Source organism: Citrobacter sp. JUb117, assembly GCF_024809055.1.
In the GTDB taxonomy this organism is placed as follows: domain Bacteria; phylum Pseudomonadota; class Gammaproteobacteria; order Enterobacterales; family Enterobacteriaceae; genus Citrobacter; species Citrobacter gillenii.
Genome location: NZ_JANUFB010000005.1, coordinates 164,370 through 182,126, shown reverse-complemented (window position 1 = coordinate 182,126; position 17,757 = coordinate 164,370). Strand labels below are relative to the sequence as shown.

The following is a 17,757-nucleotide window of genomic DNA, read 5'->3' as shown; positions in this document are numbered from 1 at the left end:
CATATGGCAAAGCACTAGACTATCACTTGTACGCTATAGCGCACAGTGCTACAGTGACCGACCGTTATAACGCACGCGGAGCCGCTATGCGCACATATTCACTCCCTCTGCCTACCGTACTGTCTGGTTTTGTTGCTGTGCTGGTCGGCTACGCCAGTTCAGCGGCGATTATCTGGCAAGCAGCGATAGCCACCGGGGCAACTACCGGGCAAATTGCCGGCTGGATGACCGCGCTGGGCATCGCCATGGGCGTCAGTACGCTGGCATTAACGTTATGGTACCGTGCGCCGATATTAACCGCGTGGTCAACGCCCGGTGCAGCGCTGCTGGTCACCGGTCTGCAGGGTGTCACTATTCAGGAGGCAATTGGCGTATTTATTGTCGCCAATGCGCTGATTGTCCTGTGCGGCGTGACAGGATTGTTCGCCCGACTGATGCAAGTCATCCCTCACTCGCTGGCGTCAGCGATGCTGGCTGGGATCCTGCTGCGTTTTGGCCTACAGGCATTTAATAGTTTGAACAACGAGCTGCTCCTGTGCGGCAGCATGCTACTGGCGTGGTTGGTGCTCAAAGTTGTCGCCCCGCGCTACGCGGTCATTGCTGCGATGTTGGTGGGAATAATGATTGCTTTGATAAAAGGTGACGTTGTCACTAACAACATCACTCTCTCACCGGTGATGCCGGAATTTATCGCCCCCCATTTTTCCCTCGCCCACAGCATCAGTATTGCTTTGCCGCTGTTTCTGGTCACCATGGCCTCGCAAAATGCCCCCGGCATTGCCACCATGAAGGCCTCCGGCTATTCATTACCCGTTTCGCCGTTGATCGTGTTCACCGGCCTGCTGGCGCTGTTGTTTTCCCCGTTTGGCGTCTACTCCATCTGTATTGCCGCCATCACCGCCGCGATATGCCAAAGCCCGGAAGCGCACCCGGACGCCCAGCGACGCTGGTTAGCGGCCGCTGCCGCGGGGGTTTTCTATCTGCTGGCAGGCGTATTCGGCGGTTCAGTGACCGGGTTAATGGCGGCCCTGCCGGTGAGCTGGATCCAGATGCTGGCCGGTCTGGCGCTGCTGGGGACGATTAGCGGCAGCCTGTATCAGGCGCTGCATCAAGAAGCCGAGCGTGACGCGGCGATAATCACCTTTCTGGTCACCGCCAGTGGTTTGACGCTGCTGGGGATTGGATCTGCATTTTGGGGATTAATTGCCGGAGGGGTGTGCTACACGGTGCTGAGATTAGCGCGCCGCACGTAGCTGCGAGGGCGTTTTGCCTGTCACCTGCTTAAAACGGTTGCTGAAGTGGCTGGCGGAGCTAAACCCGCAGGCCATCGCGATATCAGACAAGCTGCGTGAAGAGTAACAAACCAGCTGCTGCGCCAGCGCCATACGGCGCTGCATGACATACTGATGGGGCGCCATGTTCATCGACTGGCGGAACATTCGAGCGAAGTGAAAATCGCTCAACGCCGCTTCACCTGCCAAATCGCTCAGGGTGATGGGGTATGCCAAATGCGCGTCGATATAGGCCAGCACATTACGCAAGGTGACGGGCGCGAGTCCGCCCGTCACCACCGGCGGTCGCCATTGTACGTTACTGTAATGCTGGATCAGGTGCGTTAATAACAGCGAAGATGCGGCGCTCAGCGTGAGATGGTTAGCAGGCTGTTGCCAGTCATTACCAAGCAGAAACTGGCGGTACACAGCGGTGATCCCCGGATCGCTGCCGAAAGTATGTTCGTCCAGAGTAACGCTATAAGGGCTCTTATCCCAGACTTTCTCCCCCACCTCACGCAAATGCGCGTCGGTGCAGTAGAGATGCACAAACGACAGATCGTCGCGGATATCCCAGCTGGATTCACTCTCTTTGGGCATCAGGCAGAAGCGGTCCGGGCCACCGCCGTTCTTCCAGCCGCCCGCCGTTTTGTGGTAACTCTCATAGCCATCTGCCACATACAAACTGAGCGTATGGTGATCGCAATATTGGGTGATGGTATCGCGTTTGTTCGACCACGCCGCCAGCTGGATCCCAGAATGTAACGCAACCGATTCATGCAGCACGGCATTATGTTTGCGTAAGTTTTCAAAGGCATCGTAGGGCTGAGGCATACCATCACTTTCAAAGACGTTGTGAGCAGACTTTCAGTCTATCTCAGCAACAGGGTGTTAACAGCCCTCTTTTCCGCTTTGCATAAAAAAAAGCGCAAGATTTTACAAGTCTCCCGCAATCGGATGAAAGCGCCCTCAGAGGTGGCGTGGCACAGTCTGCCTTTGAATAGGCAAAATGAGAGCGATGTATGAACGCACTGTTGTACAGTCTGGTGGTGGTGATATGGGGCACGACATGGATTGCCATTTACCTGCAACAAGGCCCGGTTGCCGCCCCTGTTTCTATCTTCTGGCGCTTTGCCGTTGCCAGCACGGTGATGATAGTCATTCTGCTGGTCAGCGGAAAATTGCGTAAGCTTTCCGCACGTGACCATCTGTTTTGTTTGTTACAAGGCGGCTGCGTTTTTTGTTTTAACTTCTGGTGTTTTTACACTGCCGCCGCATGGATCAATACCGGACTCGAATCGGTTATTTTCTCAATGGCAGTCCTGTTCAACGCGGTTAATAGCTACTTGTTTTTTGGTCAAAAACCGCCGCGACGTTTTTATGTCGCCGCCGGACTGGGCCTGACAGGCATCGTCACCTTGTTCTGGCAAGATTTAGTCAACAGCGGGTTAAATCATTCACTGCTGCTGGGCATTGGCTTGAGCGCCCTCGGCACGTTTGGTTTCTCACTGGGCAACATGATAAGCCTGCGCCATCAGAAAAATGGCCTCGAGGTGATGACCACCAACAGCTGGGCGATGTTATACGGCACCGTGTTGATTGCTACCATTGCCCTGGTGCGCGGCGACAACTTCACACCTCAGTGGACCTTCAGTTATCTTAGCGCGCTGTTGTATCTGGCAATTTTTGGTTCGGTGATTGCCTTTGGCGCCTATTTCACGCTGGTCGGACGTATCGGTCCCAGCAAGGCGGCCTACAGCACGCTGCTTTTTCCACTGGTGGCACTGACGCTGTCTACGCTGTATGAGGGGTATGTCTGGCAGATTAATGCCATTGCCGGATTAGTGCTGATTTTACTGGGGAATTTGGTGATGTTCACCCGCCCGGAAATGCTGATGGGGAAACTGCTGTACCGCCGCCGGGTCGCCTGAAAAAAATCGCACCATCCGCAGAAAGCAGACGGTGCGTTTTTCATTATTGCTTTTTATTTACGTCAAACATGGAGGCATCGGTCGCCATGTCATCAACAACTTTCTTCAACGTTTCGAACGCCATCGGCGTACTCTCGTTATTCAGATCTTTGCCTTCGCCCTTACGGACAACTTTAATTACCGGCTTATTGGTTGCCGCATCGATCAACTCACCCTCGAAATAGAGGTGGGTATCCATGGTACGGTGCCCTGTTGCCATTTGTGTACCGGCAACAACCAGTGCAACCGGAACCACTTCATAGAATTGCAGCCCTTCTTTACTGGTATCAACACCAGTGATCGCCCCGCGGAAAATCAAAGTACGTGGGCCAGGCGTTGTCACCAGCGGCTTACGCTTACCAATGGAGGTTTTCATTTGAGTATTGGTATAGCTCAGCAGCCTATCAAGAACCTGTTGTCCAACCTGAGTGGTTGGTTTAGGAACCGGATAATACGTAATCGGGTTATAAACGATATTGTCGTATTTAGATTCATTAAAGCTAGGGTCAACCCAACGAAGCACCGGTTGCCCCGTTGCTGATTTAGTTTCCTTCAGGCCAGAATAGTCTTTTAAAAACCCAGAGTATTTCTCCGGCTGAGTCACTTTTGATGCACAGCCAGATAATGCCAACAGGCCAGTAAGCACTGCAACTTTAAATAAAGTTTGAGTACGCATGAAACGGTCCCTTTAGTTTTCGCAATGGTGCCTGAAAAGAATAGCAAATCAGAATCATTTTGGATGCACTAAAAATGGTAAGGACCGCACAATTTTATCTTAACGTTATCTTAACGTTCAGCACAAAAAAAATGCTGAACGTAGAAAGGCTTATCACAAATGGGTAGGTTAACCAGCTTTACGCGCCAACATTGTTGCAAAGCGCAGTTTAATACGGTTGCCGTTCTCATCCGTACGATGAAGTTCACCCACATCTTCGTTATATTTCAGCAGATCCCATCCGGTGTAATAGCGGCGTAATTCTCCGGCTTTAAACGCAAACGGGAACCCAACGGTGCACGGAAAATCATCGGTATCCATTGCCGCGACGATCAGGTTATATCCACCCGGTTTGGTGCAGCGTTGCATATTTTCAATCAAGCCCGGGATAGTTTTTGCTTCGAGGAACATCATCACCACGGTTGAAAGAATAAAATCATATTCACCGTCAAAGCGTAACGCATTGAGGTCCGCTACCTCAGCGTGCAGATTGGTCAGCCCTTCCGCGTCTTTAATGCGCTCAAGGTTGGCAATGCTCATTGGGTTTTTATCCCACGCCGTCACGTCATAACCGTTAGCCGCCAGGTACAGGCTATTACGACCATTCCCACAGCCTAAATCTAATGTTTTGCCTGGCGTAACAATTTTTGCCGCCTCGACAACATCGGAATGCGTGCGGGTTAAATCATATTTCTCAGTAAAGTAGTTTTCGTCACAACGGGTCATTATTTATCCTCAGATTTCAGTAATGCTGCACGCTCCGTGCGAATAAGCAGTTTTCCCTGCATCAGCAATGCAAACGTGCGTATCAGTAATAGCGCAATGATAAAATTGGTAAAAATAAACAGCGGGATCGCCAGCGTATGAAAAAAACCTGACTCGCTGCCGTGGCCTAAATGCAGCCCCGTCGTTGCCAGCGCCGAGACACCGAACGAGAAGCTCCAGAATGATGCATTAAACGGCTGAGACAGATACCACGGCATGAGACGCAACATGAACAGCAGTTGCAGCAGGCCATAGCCGAACAACATTTTTGCCAGCGTATCGCCTTCGCCACCGTTGACGCTGAGCCAGGCACTACAGGCCACCAGCGCCGGAGCCAGTTGAATACCCAGCGAGGTACGTAATACCGCCGGCAGTTCACCAGAACTGCGTAAACGCTGCAGAATAACCGGCTCAAGACTTAACCATGAAAAGACGCCCGCCCCGAGAAACACCAGCCCGGCATCAGTGTAACCAAGCGCGCCGCAGGCCATGGCGCTGATAAAGTTATTGGCCACGGTCGGCAGATACAAACCCGGCGTGGTAGCTTCTTCCGGATGAGAACCCCGCCACAGCCCTGCCGTTTGCCAGGCTGCGTACGACAGCTGGATCACCACCCCAATACCAAACAAGACCACGGCTAAGGGCCGGCACCAGGGAACGAAACCAATCGCCACCAGCATGGTGGTGGCAGGGAAAAGACTGACAAAGCTGCTCATCACCGGGTGGCGTATTTCCGCCAGCACGCTGTGGGGAAAACGCACCAGACGGGTCATAAATGCCAGCGTCAACAGCCCCCAAATGACCATCGCGAGGATCACCAGACCGTCACCTATCCAGTGACTCACCGGCCATATCTGACTGGCATATCGCCAGGCAAAACCCATCCCGATGGTTCCCAGTACCATGCCAAAATAACCGGCCGGAAGATTAAGAACTCGCTCACTGTATTTGTTATTACTCATTTTGTTTATTTTTTAAAGTATATTTGAAATACATTTTATGGAATTTACGGCTGTTTAGCCAGTGCTGAAAACTTTGCTACGTTTAACTAAGGTGCGCAACTGGGAAATTCTTTATGACCAAATACCGTCTGAGCGATGAGCCACGTTCCTTCAGTTATCAGGATAATGGCCACAAAAAAAACGTATTGCTACACCAGGTCATCGCCCTCACCGACTTTAATGATGTGCAAGCCGGTACGCCAGGCGGCTGGATTGACGACGAAAGCGTGCTGGCGCAAAACGGTGATTGCTGGATTTACGATGAGAATGCCATCGCCTTTGCCGGGGCGGTTATCTCCGGCAACGCCCGCATTACCCGTGCAAGCGTGATCAGAGAGGGGACGCAAGTTGGCGATAACGTATGGATTGACCAGGCAGAAATCAGCCATGGCGCAGAAATACGTGACAACGTCACGGTCAAAAATTCGACGGTCCGTGGGGAATGCCTCCTTTCCGGTGAGGCTCGCGTGTTGAGTGGTTCAGAAATCATTGCCGCCAAAGGATTAACCCGTGAAAGCGACCAGATTTTGCACATTTATGACCGCGCAACCGTCAGCAACTCGCGCGTTGTGCATCAGGCGCAAATCTATGGCGACGCTGTCGTCAATTATGCCTTTATCGAACACCGCGCCGAAGTTTTTGATTTTGCGCGAATAGAAGGCAATGAAGAAAATAACGTCTGGATCTGCGATTGCGCGAAAGTTTACGGCCATGCTCGGGTTACCTCCGGAACTGATGAAGATGCCATTCCTACCCTGCGCTACAGCTCACAGGTGGCGGAGCACGCCGTGATCGAGGGTAACTGCGTCCTGAAGCATCACGTGCTGGTTGGGGGGCATGCGCGCCTACGCGGTGGCCCAATCCTGCTTGACGATCGCATTCTCATTGAAGGCCACGCCTGTATCCAGGGCGAAGTGCTGATCGAACATCACATTGAGGTTACCGGCCAGGCTTGCATCGAGGCCTTTGAGGGCGACGCAATTCATCTGCGCGGCCCGAAAGTGATCAACGGCGAGCAACGTATTACCCGCACGCCTCTGGCAGGCTTATTCTGAGGCGCAATCAATGATACGGGCGTAGAGATTCACATCATGGTACTCACCGTTGAGGAACTCCGCCTGCTTCAGACAACCTTCCAGCAGGAAACCATTGCGCTGTGCGACCTGATTGCTTTCACGGTTATCTACTCGGCATTTAATGATAAAACGGCGGATCTCACCGCGCTGCGCGTAATGTTGAATAAACGCCTGTAGCGCCCGGGACAGTATGCCTTTCCCCTGATGTTCTTCATCCAGCCAGTAACCAATATAGGCAGCTTTGTTCAACGGTTCGATCTGGTTAAACGAGATCACCCCCACCACGTTCTGCTGTTCAAAAATAAGGAACATTTTGGCGTAGCCGCGCTGGTGCAGCATCATATTGCCCTGCACGTTCTTGCGTGTGTCATCCTCGGATTCGACAAACTGTGGCCAGTTCAGCGACTGCTGCAGCCAGCGCTTATTTTTGAGTACCAGTTGATGCAATGGCGTGACGTGTTGCTCTTCGACTGCCCGCAGTTCCAGCGTGTCGCTGACGGGGATGACTTCTGGCATGTTTATCTCCTTCACTTTCGTTAACGGGGCATTTCTGACTGGCATCCGCAGATATTAATCTATTTATCATCCCGGACATCATACTTTTATGCTGTAACAGCAATCACTTAGCGACAATCTACCGCGCCGAACCCGCTAATCTGATTAACCGGGCTTCCTCATGGGGAGGATCCGCAATGATGACAATAATACCGCTATTTTTTTGCTAAGGAGCAAGCATGGCAGCACCTTTGGGTCGTTTAGCACTTATCCCGCTGTTTCTGATCACCGCCTGTCACCAACCCGTTCCCACCTCGCAGACCGGTCCCGTGCCTTATGCGGTCAGCAAGCAGGTGGTGGTGGATAATACCACCCTGGAGATCTCCCGCAGCGCGCTGGAATATAATGTCCACAAAGTTCAGCAGTTGCTGGGAGATAAAACTCGCTTGTGCGCCATTCTCAAAGGCGACGCGTACGGGCACGACCTGTCTCTCGTCACGCCGGTGATGATGCAAAACGGCGTGCAGTGTATTGGCGTCGCCAGTAATGAAGAAATCAGCATCGTGCGTCAGGCCGGTTTTACATCACAACTGATGCGCGTGCGTAATGCCACGGAAAAAGAGATGCGTCAGGCGGCAGATTTTGATACTGAGGAGCTGATTGGCAATCTGGACATGGCGAAACGTCTGAGCGCCATTGCTCAGGAGAAAGGCAAAACCATCCGTATTCATCTGGCGTTGAACTCTGGCGGGATGTCGCGCAACGGTCTGGAAGTCAGCACGGCGGCCGGACTGGAAGAAGCCCGCGCTATTTCGGCCTTACCCGGACTGAAAATTGTCGGCATCATGTCGCATTTCCCGGAAGAAGATGCCGCGGTGGTCAAGCGCGATTTGGCCCGCTTCAATATCCAATCAGCCCAGGTTCTCAAGATTACCGGACTGAAGCGCGAAGACGTGACGTTGCATGTGGCCAATACCTTCGCCACGCTGACCGTGCGTGAATCATGGCTGGATCTGGTGCGCGTTGGCGGAATTTTTTATGGTGATACCATCGCCAGCACAGAATACAAACGCGTGATGACGTTTAAATCATCGATTGCGTCGGTAAACCATTACCCGAAAGGTAATACCGTCGGCTATGACCGTACATATACACTCAAACGCGATTCCGTTCTCGCTAACATTCCGGCAGGTTATGCTGACGGCTATCGTCGCGTGTTCAGCAACGCAGGACATGTGCTGATCCGCGGCCAGCGGGTACCGGTGCTGGGTAAAACGTCAATGAATACGCTGATTGTCGATGTGACCGATTTGCCGCTGGTGACCTCTGGTGATGAGGTGGTGCTGTTCGGTAAACAGGGCAAGGCACAGGTTAGCGCAGAGGAAGTGGAAGAAATCAGCGGTGCGCTGTTCACCGAAATGTCGATTCTATGGGGCGCGACGAACAAACGGGTTATGGTCGATTAAGTCTTTGACAGGAAGGGCTTCCCATTTTTTGCGGAAAGCCCTTTTACACAGTGAGAGCCGTACTATTTAGCTCTCACTGACACTCTCTTTTTGCAGGATTTTGAGCAGATCTTCCTTCAGGTGAAGTTTCTGTTTCTTCAGGCGAACAATATCCAAACTGTATCCCCGACCATCCGAACCTTCCAGTCTGGAAATCTCATGATCAAGGCTGTTGTGTTTTTCGAATAAAGACAGAAAGCGAGGATTCTCGGATTTCAGTCGGGAAATGAGGTCTCTGTATTCTGGAAACATACTTTCTCCCTGTTAGTGGACAAAAAGCGTGTATAAGAAATACACACCTTCAGCTTACCCATTTGACATAGGGAAAAATGCGAACAGGATCGAGTAAATAGCGTACAGAATGTTTCAGCAGAGATGAGGTCTGTGACTCCCCTTCAGGAGAGCCACAGACCGTGCGATTAACGCATTTCGCGGTCGTCGACGTACTGACGTTTATCCGGTGCTGGCGGGAAATACTGATACAGCCAGGTCTCGCTGATCGCATCGCCCTGACAACGCAGGAACATGCGCATATCTACCGGATCGGTTGAGTCAGAGGTCGGATACCAGTCAAACTGAATACGATAGCCATCGATCGGCTCAACGTAGAGGATTTCAATCTGCTTCGCTTCGCCGCTTGAGAGCGTAATCACCGGCTCAATACCTTTCGGCGCAGCGGCTTTCAGATCGCCACCGACGAAGTCAACGGCAAAGCGGCGCGCCCATTTTTCCGGGTAATGCTCGCCCGGTGCCCACCCTTCCGGGAATCCTCCCATGCCAGTGCGGGTTGCCAACACACGCGCCAACGGTGAGCGTACCGGTGGCTGTGCGCTCCAGTACAGGCGATATTTGAACTCCAGATCGTCACCAGCTTTGATCGCCTTCTCCGGCTGCCAGAAGCAGACAACGTTATCCAGCGTTTCACCGGTGGTTGGGATCTCCATCAAGCCAATGGTCCCCTTGCCCCACTGGTTACGCGGCTCGACCCACAGGCTTGGGCGCTTATTGTACCAGCCCATGATGTCCTGATAGTGGGAGAAGTCACGATCCAACTGCAACAGGCCAAAGCCGCGCGGGTTGTTATCGGTGTAGGCATTGAACTGCAGTTTTTGTGGATTGTTCAGCGGACGGCAGATCCACTCCCCGTTGCCGCGCCACATTGCCAGGCGGTCGGAGTCATGGATTTGCGGGTGAATGGTATCGCACATCCGACGTTCGTTATTACCGCAGCTAAACATGCTGGTCATCGGCGCAATGCCGAGCTGTTTGATGTCTTTACGGGCGTAGACATGGTTCTGCACATCCATGATCACCTGCGTTTTCTCACAGTGGATCACAAATTTAAACGCACCGGTTACGCTTGGGCTGTCGAGTAGCGCATACACCGTAAAGCTGGTCGCACCCGGTTTGACCGTTTCGAACCAGAACGCGGTAAAGTCAGGAAACTCTTCTTTGCTGTCGGTATAGGTATCCACCGCCAGGCCACGCGCAGACAAACCGTACTGATAGGTGTCATCGACGGCGCGGAAATAGCTGGCACCGAGGAAAGAAACCACATCACGACGGGCCAGTTCTGGCGCTTTAAACACGCGGAAACCAGCGAATCCAAGATCGGTTTGCCCTTCGAGCTGTTTGGTATCTACGCCCGCATCGTTGTATTTGAACAGTTCAGGGCGGAAGTGGATCTCACGCGCCAGATGCGTACTGTCATCAACCGAGAACATGCGCACGCGGCGACGAAACCCCATGCCGACATGGAAAAACTGCGCGTCCAGCTGACGATTTTCAACGTTATTCCACAGCGACTGCTCGGCGTCGTACTGAATACTGTTGTAAGCCTGAGGCGTGAGTTTCGCCAGCGTATCCGGCAACGCGCGCGGCGCACCGCCCCACGGTTTTTGTGCCAAATCATGGGCCATTGATTGCAGTACGGAAAAATCAAAACGTACGGTTTTTCCGTCTGCAATGTCAGACTCTGCCGCATAGGCAGCACGGGAAAAGAGTGATGCAATACCACTGGTTCCGCACACGGCGGCCATTGCCATTGAACCTTTAATAAATCGTCTACGATTCATGCCTGAAAGTAAGTCCTTCTGGTCGTGTGAATGGTCCCGCGCCGGTCAAAATCTGCGGCAAGAGAGTGCACATTTCTGACCGCTCACTCTAGACAAAATTCATTAATAATCCAATTGTTGGTCGCCGATTATCTGTACAAAATCGAAAATATATTATGTCGATGGGAACAGACCGAATCCCGTGTAAATTCCATTAAAGTAAACCACAGCGCCGTTTACTGCGCTCTTCAGCCTCCCGATACAGCACAAACTCATCATAAACCGCACAGCCCAGTGCCTGTTCAAACGCATCCCGACTGGCGTTACCATGACTGCGCGCCTGGGTTTCATTGCCCAGATTAGACTGGAAAATGCCCGCAGCGCTCACCGGTAAGAAATCTTCGTAGGTGATCGGTTGAGCCACCAGCCAGCCTCGTTCGATCAGCGGCTGCGGGTCATCCTCCGGTCGGATCGCCTGACGATGCGCCTCGCCCGACGGCGTTAGTCGATAGCGGAACCAGGCCAGCCCCTGCTGGCGTAGCAAAAACTCACTGTCAGGGAAGGCTTTAAACACCTCTTGAAGATGCAGCTGGTGCATCAGGTTGTCTTTACCCGTTCCCGCGTGACTCAGAAGTTCATCATATAACTGCCTGCCTTTTGGGGTCAGCGCCACGCCACGCTGTTCAATCTCGCCAAAACGTGCGGTGTGCGTACCACGCATTTCACCGGCAAACAGCACCGCCTCCTCCAGCGCTTTAAAGCTGGTCTGGCGCAGCAGAATAGGCACCTCGCGCCGCGGCGGCCCTTCAATAAGGATTTTCGGTTCAATGCCACATTCCGGCATCATCGACTGCACACGGTCGATATCCAGCGTGCGTGGCGTCAGGTGGTTAATGTGGCAACCGGGGAAACACACCACATCAGCAATCAGTCGATGTTCGTTGTGTAGCGCGTGATAGGTCTCTTCATCTACCGTAGCGTGCTGATGCCAGCGGAAGGTTTCCAATGCTTCATGCACAAATTCCTGAGTCTGGGCAGATGTAAAACTACCCTGCGCATCAAACTCATCCAGTAATTCGTGGCAACGGCGCGTAAAAATATCGCGTTTTGCGAGAATATCCGCAGCCCGCTGGCGTAATGTTACGTTATCGATCAACTCGAGGCGCAATAGCGAGGTAAACACCCGAAACGGATTACGCGAAAGCGAAGCATCATCGATGGGGCGAAACGCCGTGGAATGGACGGGAACGCCCGCCTGGGAGAGATCGTAATAGCTGACCGGGTACATGCCCATAATGGCAAACATCCGCCGCAGCGTGGATAATTCCTGCGCGGTCCCTACCCGGATCGCACCGTGCCGCTCAACGTTAAGACGCGCTAACTCATCCGCATTGGCCAGTTTTTCATGCAGCGTCGGGTTATTTTCCAGTACCGCCAAATTCACATCAGCGACAAGTTCCAGCAACGTGCCGTACTGCGGGACTTCCTGCTGGTACATTGCTGACATTGCCTGCGAAAATTGTTCCCGAATCTCATCTGCCGTGATGGTGTTCGCCATAATGTCATGCCTCCAGTGAATATTACCTGGAGTGTAGAGAACGCTACCGAGTCCGGTGGGAAGAATTTACAATCTGTGATTAGCACCCAAACTTTTGATAAGCACGGAGACATTAAAGATCCAGCAATCATGCGGGTCACACTGGAATCATAGAAAACACGAGGCGATTCAGTGTACCCTACCCTGTGACATGGCCTACAGGTAATCGATCACTCTTGCTAAACTATCTCGTTCTCTCACCGTGATAATCTCCTGTTATCACTTCATCGTAGACATATCACACACTTAGCCACACGCACCCTATGTTATGTGCATGCCTCTTGTATGTTGTGTATTGAGTAGTCCATATCATACACAGGTGGGTATAGATTTACTTGTAAATAACTCACGCGTTATAAAACCCTCCCCGTACTACATGCCTCATTGCCATCACATACTGGCTAACACAATACGCGGGAACGCACCACTCAATACCTCCGTGGTTTACCCGTTGATTTACCCATTGAAAGTTAACAATTATGCAGAGCATGAATGGCACTTAAAATAGAACACATATCAACCACAATTAGCCATTCGTGCTCATATCATATGTTTCACTATGTTTATCATTGTGTTTGCTTTTGTGTTTATTGATAATGCACTTCCCCCGTCACTGATGACGGCTAACTTTGAATGCCATGCAATGATTAAGGTAACAGAGTCAAACATCAAGCAAGTGCAAGGGGCCATTCGTGCAGCTACTGATAAGCGTGGTTTTGAATACGTTGTTGCTTCCTTCAATGCGTGTCAAGAACGAGGAGAAATGGATATTGTGTTTAATCTTCCTGTTGGTGAATACCGTCGTTATGCTGCCCTGTTAGCTGATCTTGTTCGCATCGAAAAACAGATGATAGACATGATTTCAGCTACAGCAGCCGTAATGTTGTAGAGGTGTACACAATGAATGTGATAGCGGGTGATGTTGCTATTCATCCTGTTTCATTTATCAATCTTGTTGTGGTCGCTTTTTGGAAAATTATTGAAGATGTGTTTATCTCATATGATGACGGAATGACAGAAACCTATCTGCACAATGCAACTGAACTTATTCAAGATAAGAAGGAAGAAAATCTGACTAACTCACTGATAACCACTCTGATCACGCCTATGTAGAACATAATGGACAAGTTCTAACTTATGTTGATATACAAGGTAAAACTAAAGCACCAAGTGAATAAGCAATTAATATTGTTCAAGAGTTTCTATATAAATAAATCTCAACAGAGGATTTGAAGTTGGAGGCTGGTTTGTTCTCGTGAGCTTTATTATGTTCATGGAATATGGAAGCGATCGTGTTTATTGGTGGTTAGCTTGGCTGACAGACGATCAATTTTATATGGCTGGTTTAGGCGCGGGATTTATTGCTCTAATTGCTTTCATTCCTGCTGTTTGGGTTGGTGCTCTTATGGCTATCACAGCTTCAATTACTTATGTGAAAGACGGCATACGATAAATAAAACGATAAATAAAGAATTAATGATGATAGCACCCTATTAATCCTAAATGGAGTTTTCATAATGTTTAAGAAATCAGTGGTTGCAATGTTAATTGTTCTTCCAATGTCTGCTTTTGCTCATGGTCATGGCGGAATGGGTGGTCACAACTTTGGTGGTCATGGTCATGGTGGTAATATTGGTCATGCGTTTGGTAGCCACTCCTTCGGTGGTAAACTGGCAGGGCGTATGAACGCTAGTGGCGGATTCACTGGCTTCTCTAAAGGTTCTATCAACATGAGCGATCATCCTGTTGCTCAGAACATTGCAGACCATACCACTCATACCGCGTCTTTTAAAGACGGCACTTTCATGGGCACAACTACCACCACCATTGGTGATATAACTCGTGAAACTTCTACAGTTGTGTCTGCTGATATGCGTTCTCACACTAAAGCCATCACTAACGGTGAAGTATCTCATGTGAGTATTCGTAGCTATGCTGACGGTATTGGTGGTCTGAGTGTTCATGCTACCAAAGACGGCGACACTGCGATTGGGACAGTGAAAGCATATAACGATGTAGCAAATGCTGGCGTCGTTAACCACATGCTGAAATCTGGTGACATGACTCGTGTTGCTCAGACAGCAATCGCACCAGACTTCCGTAGCCGTACGGTAGCGGTTCGTGACGATACTGGCGTAACTGTCCACATGCAAGGTTATGTGGGCAATGAGCAGGCTGGTATTGGTTATAACAAGCATGTTGCCACCTATGGTGAGTATGGCTTTGAACGTTCAGTGAATACGCTGGGTATTGCAACTGTCGGCATGTATGGTCCAGCTCACTATGCTGAGAAAGTTGCCAACCTGAAAACTGGTACAGTGAAAACGATCACTGACATTACACCACCTGCACCAACTCCTGTGGTGATTCACGTTGTTCCACTGACTCCGCTGACTCCTGTTGTACCACAGCCAACTCCGGTTGTTATTCATGTAGCACCAGCAGCCGATGTAACACCTGCTGTCGATCCTACTCCAGCAAATGTTACTACTGTGTACAACGATAAACACGGTGATAGTGTCATCTTGTATTGGAATATCTAACTAAAAGCACTGTTTTATACAACATTAGGGCTGGAGAAATCCGGCCTTTTTTTTAGTGGAAATAAATTTGTGAATGGAGATATTGCAAATGATGCTTAATGCGGGTGATTTTCTAAAATTGATTAATCTTGATCCATTTAAGAAATCTAACAATGAAGCAGGTGTGTCTGTTTCTCGTGGTGTTGAACTGGCTAAGCTGCGTGATGCTGTAAAAGAGAAACGTGTTAATTTGCGTGTTCTCTTGAAGTGGTTAAATGCTTCTGCTGGCTGTCGTTTACAAGAACGTTGGTTAACTAACTTCTTCGCTAACGAGCTAGGAACCTCTCAGCAACGTTCAGGCAAGAGTAAAGAGGACAAGCTAAAGGAAGAGGTTAACCGCCTTACGGAGCTTCTCAGAGCGTCACAGGAACAGAATCAGATGATTGCTATGGTTGCTTCTGAGGACAATCAGAAATCTATTTTTGCTGGTATCGTGGAAAAGATTGAACTTGAGACTCAATCAGAAGTAGCAGCCTTTGTAGAACAAGCTGCAACACGAGCTAAACAGAAAGCTATCGATCAGATGAAAGCTATCTTTCCAGACTGGGAACCAGCAGAGGACGCTTGAACGTAAAAGGCAGTGTGTATTAACATACGGCCTTAACTTTTTAGGGGCATATGATGAAGAACGTTAATTTAATATTGCTCGGAGATAGCACACAGCCACAAGAGAAGCGTATGAAGGAAGCGCTCAAGATAAGCAAGGGTGTGAAACCTGCTGCTGTGTTGGATGCTGTGAAAGAAGCATATGATGGTACAGGGAAGAAACCTAGCCTGAACTATGCACAGCTTGCACGATGGAGAAAGGGTTTAACCTACTATCGCTCACCTCCTACTGTAGACGCTATAGATCCCTATACAGAATTATTTACTCCCCTGTACCAACTGCTAGAGAATCCAGTGGTGGTAGCTTCCATCGATGTAGAAGAATTCGAACAACGATTAAGAAAGCAGGTTGAAGAACGTGAACGGCTATTGAGTACGGCAAGACGGGAAGAAGCAGAACGTATTATGAAAGAATCAGAAGAACGTGATCATAATAGGTTGATGGAGGAATTAAGTAAGCTGATGGATAAGCTGAGAGAGCTTAGGAAAGATTAATGCACATTTTTGTGCATTTAGAATAGTTGAGAAGGGGTAGCCTAATATTATGGTTCCCTTTTCTGTTTTTATTTCACCGGAAAGAGTTTTGATACTACTACTGCGTTAATTATTCCCCTTCTTACTACCGCACTGATAAGCACATTCACCGCTGTGAGAATTATCACACCGCCTACATGATGAATAGCTTTGGCTATGAAAGATCAAAATGGTATAGAGTCCGAAGGACGACTAACCAGACAGCCTACAGAGCGTTTAAATGATGCAAGGCAGGCAATCACCTTACCTACTCACAAAACCGCTTAAAATGGCTTAATTTCAATGGACAAAATTGTCCAGAGAAAACTATTCTTTCTCGGGGATTTCCCCGAGAAAGTGAGGAGTATTCCTGCTAGACAAATTTGTCCAGCGCTATGAATACTACGTACTCCTGTGTATGTTCTTGCTTGCTGCTATCACAACAGTTTCATACAATAACTACCTGCACAAGCTCGCAACTGGTTGTTTTTAATATTCATACCGAATATCAAACTGTGATCCCGCATGAATTCCCCCCACCCGCGTAGACGATGAACGGTGCTTACTGGCGTGGTTTCAAATGGTTTTCCAGCCACGGCAGCATCTGTTTTTTACGACTCAGCATCCCTTCAACCTTGCAGGGCTGCGCGATATCTGTCAGTTCTTTTCCGGCAAACCACAGGCTGGTGTCGCCTTTGTTGATATCCGTCAGCATCAGCACGACCAGCGCAGCATGGTGTTCCTCAGCATAGCGCACCATTTCCGCACGCAAATCGTCCAGCACCGGCGCCACCTGATCCAGTGCGTAAAGCTCGAGCTGCGCCACGCAGACCTGGTGCCCATGAATCGTGAACGTTTTGCAATCTTTATTGAGAAGTTGCCGGGCGCTCATCCCCTCCACGCTGGTTTTAGCTGATAGCAGGTCGCGGCAGAATGCCTCCCGATCAACTCCCGTTTTTTCGACCAACGCGTCCACCGCCTGGCAGTCGTCTGCCGTAGTGGTAGGTGAGCGTAGCGTGACAGTGTCACTCAAAATGGCCCCCAGCAGCAACACGGCCTCGGAGGAAGAGATCTGGCGACGCTCCTCTTCCGACATCAGTTGCCATAACAGCGTCGCGCTACTGCCGACCGGTTTCACCCACACTTCCGGCGGTAAACGCGTCATCAAACCGCCGAGGCGGTGGTGATCGATAATACCAACGACATTACTCTCAGCCAGAGAGTCTGGACCCTGAGCGGGTTCAGTAAAATCCACCAGCCAGACATCTCTGTCGGTCAACGGAAACGTCAGCAGTTCGGGCATCGAGAGTCCCGCGTGCTCAAAGATAAATTGTGTTTCACGGTTAGGTTCACCCGCGCGCCATGCCGTCGCCTGCTGGCCGCGTAAGGTTAACCAGCGCGCAGTCATCGCGGCGGTGCAGATGGCATCGCTATCGGGATTAAGGTGCCCTATGACATGTATCATTAATCAGTGCCTTGTAATGTGAAGAGAACAATAACCAAAGTATAACGATCGGGTACATTCCCTTCCATGATCCCGCTGCGCAGTCAGGCAGTACAAAACATAAGCAAAATAAATCAGTTGTAAGTAAAATACGATAAATGTT

At 50.2% G+C, this 17,757-nt stretch carries 19 protein-coding genes; 10 read left to right on the top strand and 9 right to left on the bottom strand.

The features are described 5' to 3' along the window. Positions 1-86: 86 nt before the first annotated feature. Positions 87-1,253 (top strand): benzoate/H(+) symporter BenE family transporter, encoded by a 1,167-nt coding sequence (locus tag M2374_RS13260; protein ID WP_181689081.1) that lies wholly within the window; start codon positions 87-89, stop codon positions 1,251-1,253. Here M2374_RS13260 and M2374_RS13255 read toward each other — a convergent pair. Continuing rightward, the gene (locus M2374_RS13255) at positions 1,236-2,105 is read right to left on the bottom strand and encodes a helix-turn-helix domain-containing protein (protein WP_115258445.1); all 870 of its coding nucleotides are present in this window, start codon (positions 2,103-2,105) and stop codon (positions 1,236-1,238) included. The two genes, M2374_RS13260 and M2374_RS13255, sit on opposite strands and share 18 nt — an antisense overlap. A 188-nt stretch (positions 2,106-2,293) precedes the next feature. Between M2374_RS13255 and M2374_RS13250 the strand changes: the two genes are divergently transcribed. Then, entirely contained in the window at positions 2,294-3,202 is a 909-nt protein-coding gene (locus M2374_RS13250; RefSeq protein WP_096756966.1) for a DMT family transporter, read from the top strand. Between the two features lie 43 nt (positions 3,203-3,245). Here M2374_RS13250 and M2374_RS13245 read toward each other — a convergent pair whose 3' ends face one another. The 3 genes from M2374_RS13245 to tehA all read right to left on the bottom strand — a co-directional run bounded on the left by M2374_RS13245 (position 3,246) and on the right by tehA (position 5,683). Further along, positions 3,246-3,917 carry a DUF3313 domain-containing protein gene (locus M2374_RS13245; protein ID WP_115258444.1) on the bottom strand — a complete coding sequence of 224 codons (672 nt, stop codon included), beginning with the start codon at positions 3,915-3,917 and terminating at the stop codon, positions 3,246-3,248. 168 nt (positions 3,918-4,085) lie between these two features. Then, a complete protein-coding gene (tehB, locus tag M2374_RS13240) occupies positions 4,086-4,682 on the bottom strand; it encodes a tellurite resistance methyltransferase TehB (protein ID WP_117342834.1) in 597 nt (198 codons plus the stop codon). Continuing rightward, positions 4,682-5,683, bottom strand: a complete 1,002-nt coding sequence (gene tehA / locus M2374_RS13235) for a dicarboxylate transporter/tellurite-resistance protein TehA (protein ID WP_115258443.1) — start codon at positions 5,681-5,683, stop codon at positions 4,682-4,684. The genes tehB and tehA overlap by 1 nt, the downstream gene beginning before the upstream one ends. Positions 5,684-5,796: 113 nt before the next feature. Between tehA and ydcK the strand changes: the two genes are divergently transcribed. Then, the gene (ydcK, locus tag M2374_RS13230) at positions 5,797-6,777 is read left to right on the top strand and encodes a YdcK family protein (RefSeq protein WP_181518271.1); all 981 of its coding nucleotides are present in this window, start codon (positions 5,797-5,799) and stop codon (positions 6,775-6,777) included. On the opposite strand, the gene rimL is transcribed toward ydcK, so the two are convergent. Next, complete coding sequence (rimL, locus tag M2374_RS13225) at positions 6,769-7,314, bottom strand: 50S ribosomal protein L7/L12-serine acetyltransferase (protein ID WP_117342836.1); 546 nt, start codon at positions 7,312-7,314, stop codon at positions 6,769-6,771. The genes ydcK and rimL overlap by 9 nt on opposite strands. A 218-nt stretch (positions 7,315-7,532) precedes the next feature. Here rimL and alr point away from each other — a divergent pair, with 218 nt between their 5' ends. Beyond that, the gene (gene alr / locus M2374_RS13220; RefSeq protein WP_135912003.1) at positions 7,533-8,759 is read left to right on the top strand and encodes an alanine racemase; all 1,227 of its coding nucleotides are present in this window, start codon (positions 7,533-7,535) and stop codon (positions 8,757-8,759) included. Positions 8,760-8,825: 66 nt separating this feature from the next. On the opposite strand, the gene M2374_RS13215 is transcribed toward alr, so the two are convergent. The 3 genes from M2374_RS13215 to M2374_RS13205 all read right to left on the bottom strand — a co-directional run bounded on the left by M2374_RS13215 (position 8,826) and on the right by M2374_RS13205 (position 12,410). After that, the gene (locus M2374_RS13215; protein ID WP_003833168.1) at positions 8,826-9,050 is read right to left on the bottom strand and encodes a YdcH family protein; all 225 of its coding nucleotides are present in this window, start codon (positions 9,048-9,050) and stop codon (positions 8,826-8,828) included. A gap of 167 nt (positions 9,051-9,217) precedes the next feature. Continuing rightward, complete coding sequence (locus tag M2374_RS13210) at positions 9,218-10,873, bottom strand: glucan biosynthesis protein D (protein WP_096756958.1); 1,656 nt, start codon at positions 10,871-10,873, stop codon at positions 9,218-9,220. Between the two features lie 193 nt (positions 10,874-11,066). After that, positions 11,067-12,410, bottom strand: coding sequence for a VOC family protein (locus tag M2374_RS13205; RefSeq protein ID WP_181689080.1), 1,344 nt, complete (start codon positions 12,408-12,410; stop codon positions 11,067-11,069). A gap of 598 nt (positions 12,411-13,008) precedes the next feature. Here M2374_RS13205 and M2374_RS13200 point away from each other — a divergent pair. The 6 genes from M2374_RS13200 (at position 13,009) to M2374_RS13175 (ending at position 16,132) form a co-directional block, all read left to right on the top strand. Continuing rightward, positions 13,009-13,338 (top strand): hypothetical protein, encoded by a 330-nt coding sequence (locus M2374_RS13200; protein ID WP_115258438.1) that lies wholly within the window; start codon positions 13,009-13,011, stop codon positions 13,336-13,338. An 11-nt stretch (positions 13,339-13,349) separates the two neighbouring features. After that, on the top strand, positions 13,350-13,562 hold the full coding sequence (locus M2374_RS13195) for a hypothetical protein (protein ID WP_181689079.1): 213 nt from the start codon (positions 13,350-13,352) through the stop codon (positions 13,560-13,562). Positions 13,563-13,716: 154 nt separating this feature from the next. Next, positions 13,717-13,902 carry a hypothetical protein gene (locus M2374_RS13190; protein ID WP_135912000.1) on the top strand — a complete coding sequence of 62 codons (186 nt, stop codon included), beginning with the start codon at positions 13,717-13,719 and terminating at the stop codon, positions 13,900-13,902. A 64-nt stretch (positions 13,903-13,966) separates the two neighbouring features. Beyond that, a complete protein-coding gene (locus tag M2374_RS13185; RefSeq protein ID WP_181689078.1) occupies positions 13,967-14,992 on the top strand; it encodes a hypothetical protein in 1,026 nt (341 codons plus the stop codon). An 88-nt stretch (positions 14,993-15,080) separates the two neighbouring features. Next, the gene (locus M2374_RS13180) at positions 15,081-15,599 is read left to right on the top strand and encodes a hypothetical protein (RefSeq protein ID WP_146716867.1); all 519 of its coding nucleotides are present in this window, start codon (positions 15,081-15,083) and stop codon (positions 15,597-15,599) included. Positions 15,600-15,649: 50 nt separating this feature from the next. Continuing rightward, complete coding sequence (locus tag M2374_RS13175; protein WP_135911998.1) at positions 15,650-16,132, top strand: hypothetical protein; 483 nt, start codon at positions 15,650-15,652, stop codon at positions 16,130-16,132. A gap of 580 nt (positions 16,133-16,712) precedes the next feature. Here the strand turns inward: M2374_RS13175 and M2374_RS13170 are convergent. Then, positions 16,713-17,615 (bottom strand): manganese-dependent inorganic pyrophosphatase, encoded by a 903-nt coding sequence (locus tag M2374_RS13170; RefSeq protein ID WP_181689077.1) that lies wholly within the window; start codon positions 17,613-17,615, stop codon positions 16,713-16,715. Positions 17,616-17,757: the final 142 nt, after the last annotated feature.

Bases quoted from the DNA above. Each gene is read 5' to 3' on its own strand.
- M2374_RS13260 (WP_181689081.1), top strand. From the start codon at position 87: ATGCGCACATATTCACTCCCTCTGCCTACCGTACTGTCTGGTTTTGTT.
- M2374_RS13255 (WP_115258445.1), bottom strand. From the start codon at position 2,105: ATGCCTCAGCCCTACGATGCCTTTGAAAACTTACGCAAACATAATGCC.
- M2374_RS13250 (WP_096756966.1), top strand. From the start codon at position 2,294: ATGAACGCACTGTTGTACAGTCTGGTGGTGGTGATATGGGGCACGACA.
- M2374_RS13245 (WP_115258444.1), bottom strand. From the start codon at position 3,917: ATGCGTACTCAAACTTTATTTAAAGTTGCAGTGCTTACTGGCCTGTTG.
- tehB (WP_117342834.1), bottom strand. From the start codon at position 4,682: ATGACCCGTTGTGACGAAAACTACTTTACTGAGAAATATGATTTAACC.
- tehA (WP_115258443.1), bottom strand. From the start codon at position 5,683: ATGAGTAATAACAAATACAGTGAGCGAGTTCTTAATCTTCCGGCCGGT.
- ydcK (WP_181518271.1), top strand. From the start codon at position 5,797: ATGACCAAATACCGTCTGAGCGATGAGCCACGTTCCTTCAGTTATCAG.
- rimL (WP_117342836.1), bottom strand. From the start codon at position 7,314: ATGCCAGAAGTCATCCCCGTCAGCGACACGCTGGAACTGCGGGCAGTC.
- alr (WP_135912003.1), top strand. From the start codon at position 7,533: ATGGCAGCACCTTTGGGTCGTTTAGCACTTATCCCGCTGTTTCTGATC.
- M2374_RS13215 (WP_003833168.1), bottom strand. From the start codon at position 9,050: ATGTTTCCAGAATACAGAGACCTCATTTCCCGACTGAAATCCGAGAAT.
- M2374_RS13210 (WP_096756958.1), bottom strand. From the start codon at position 10,873: ATGAATCGTAGACGATTTATTAAAGGTTCAATGGCAATGGCCGCCGTG.
- M2374_RS13205 (WP_181689080.1), bottom strand. From the start codon at position 12,410: ATGGCGAACACCATCACGGCAGATGAGATTCGGGAACAATTTTCGCAG.
- M2374_RS13200 (WP_115258438.1), top strand. From the start codon at position 13,009: ATGTTTATCATTGTGTTTGCTTTTGTGTTTATTGATAATGCACTTCCC.
- M2374_RS13195 (WP_181689079.1), top strand. From the start codon at position 13,350: ATGAATGTGATAGCGGGTGATGTTGCTATTCATCCTGTTTCATTTATC.
- M2374_RS13190 (WP_135912000.1), top strand. From the start codon at position 13,717: ATGTTCATGGAATATGGAAGCGATCGTGTTTATTGGTGGTTAGCTTGG.
- M2374_RS13185 (WP_181689078.1), top strand. From the start codon at position 13,967: ATGTTTAAGAAATCAGTGGTTGCAATGTTAATTGTTCTTCCAATGTCT.
- M2374_RS13180 (WP_146716867.1), top strand. From the start codon at position 15,081: ATGATGCTTAATGCGGGTGATTTTCTAAAATTGATTAATCTTGATCCA.
- M2374_RS13175 (WP_135911998.1), top strand. From the start codon at position 15,650: ATGATGAAGAACGTTAATTTAATATTGCTCGGAGATAGCACACAGCCA.
- M2374_RS13170 (WP_181689077.1), bottom strand. From the start codon at position 17,615: ATGATACATGTCATAGGGCACCTTAATCCCGATAGCGATGCCATCTGC.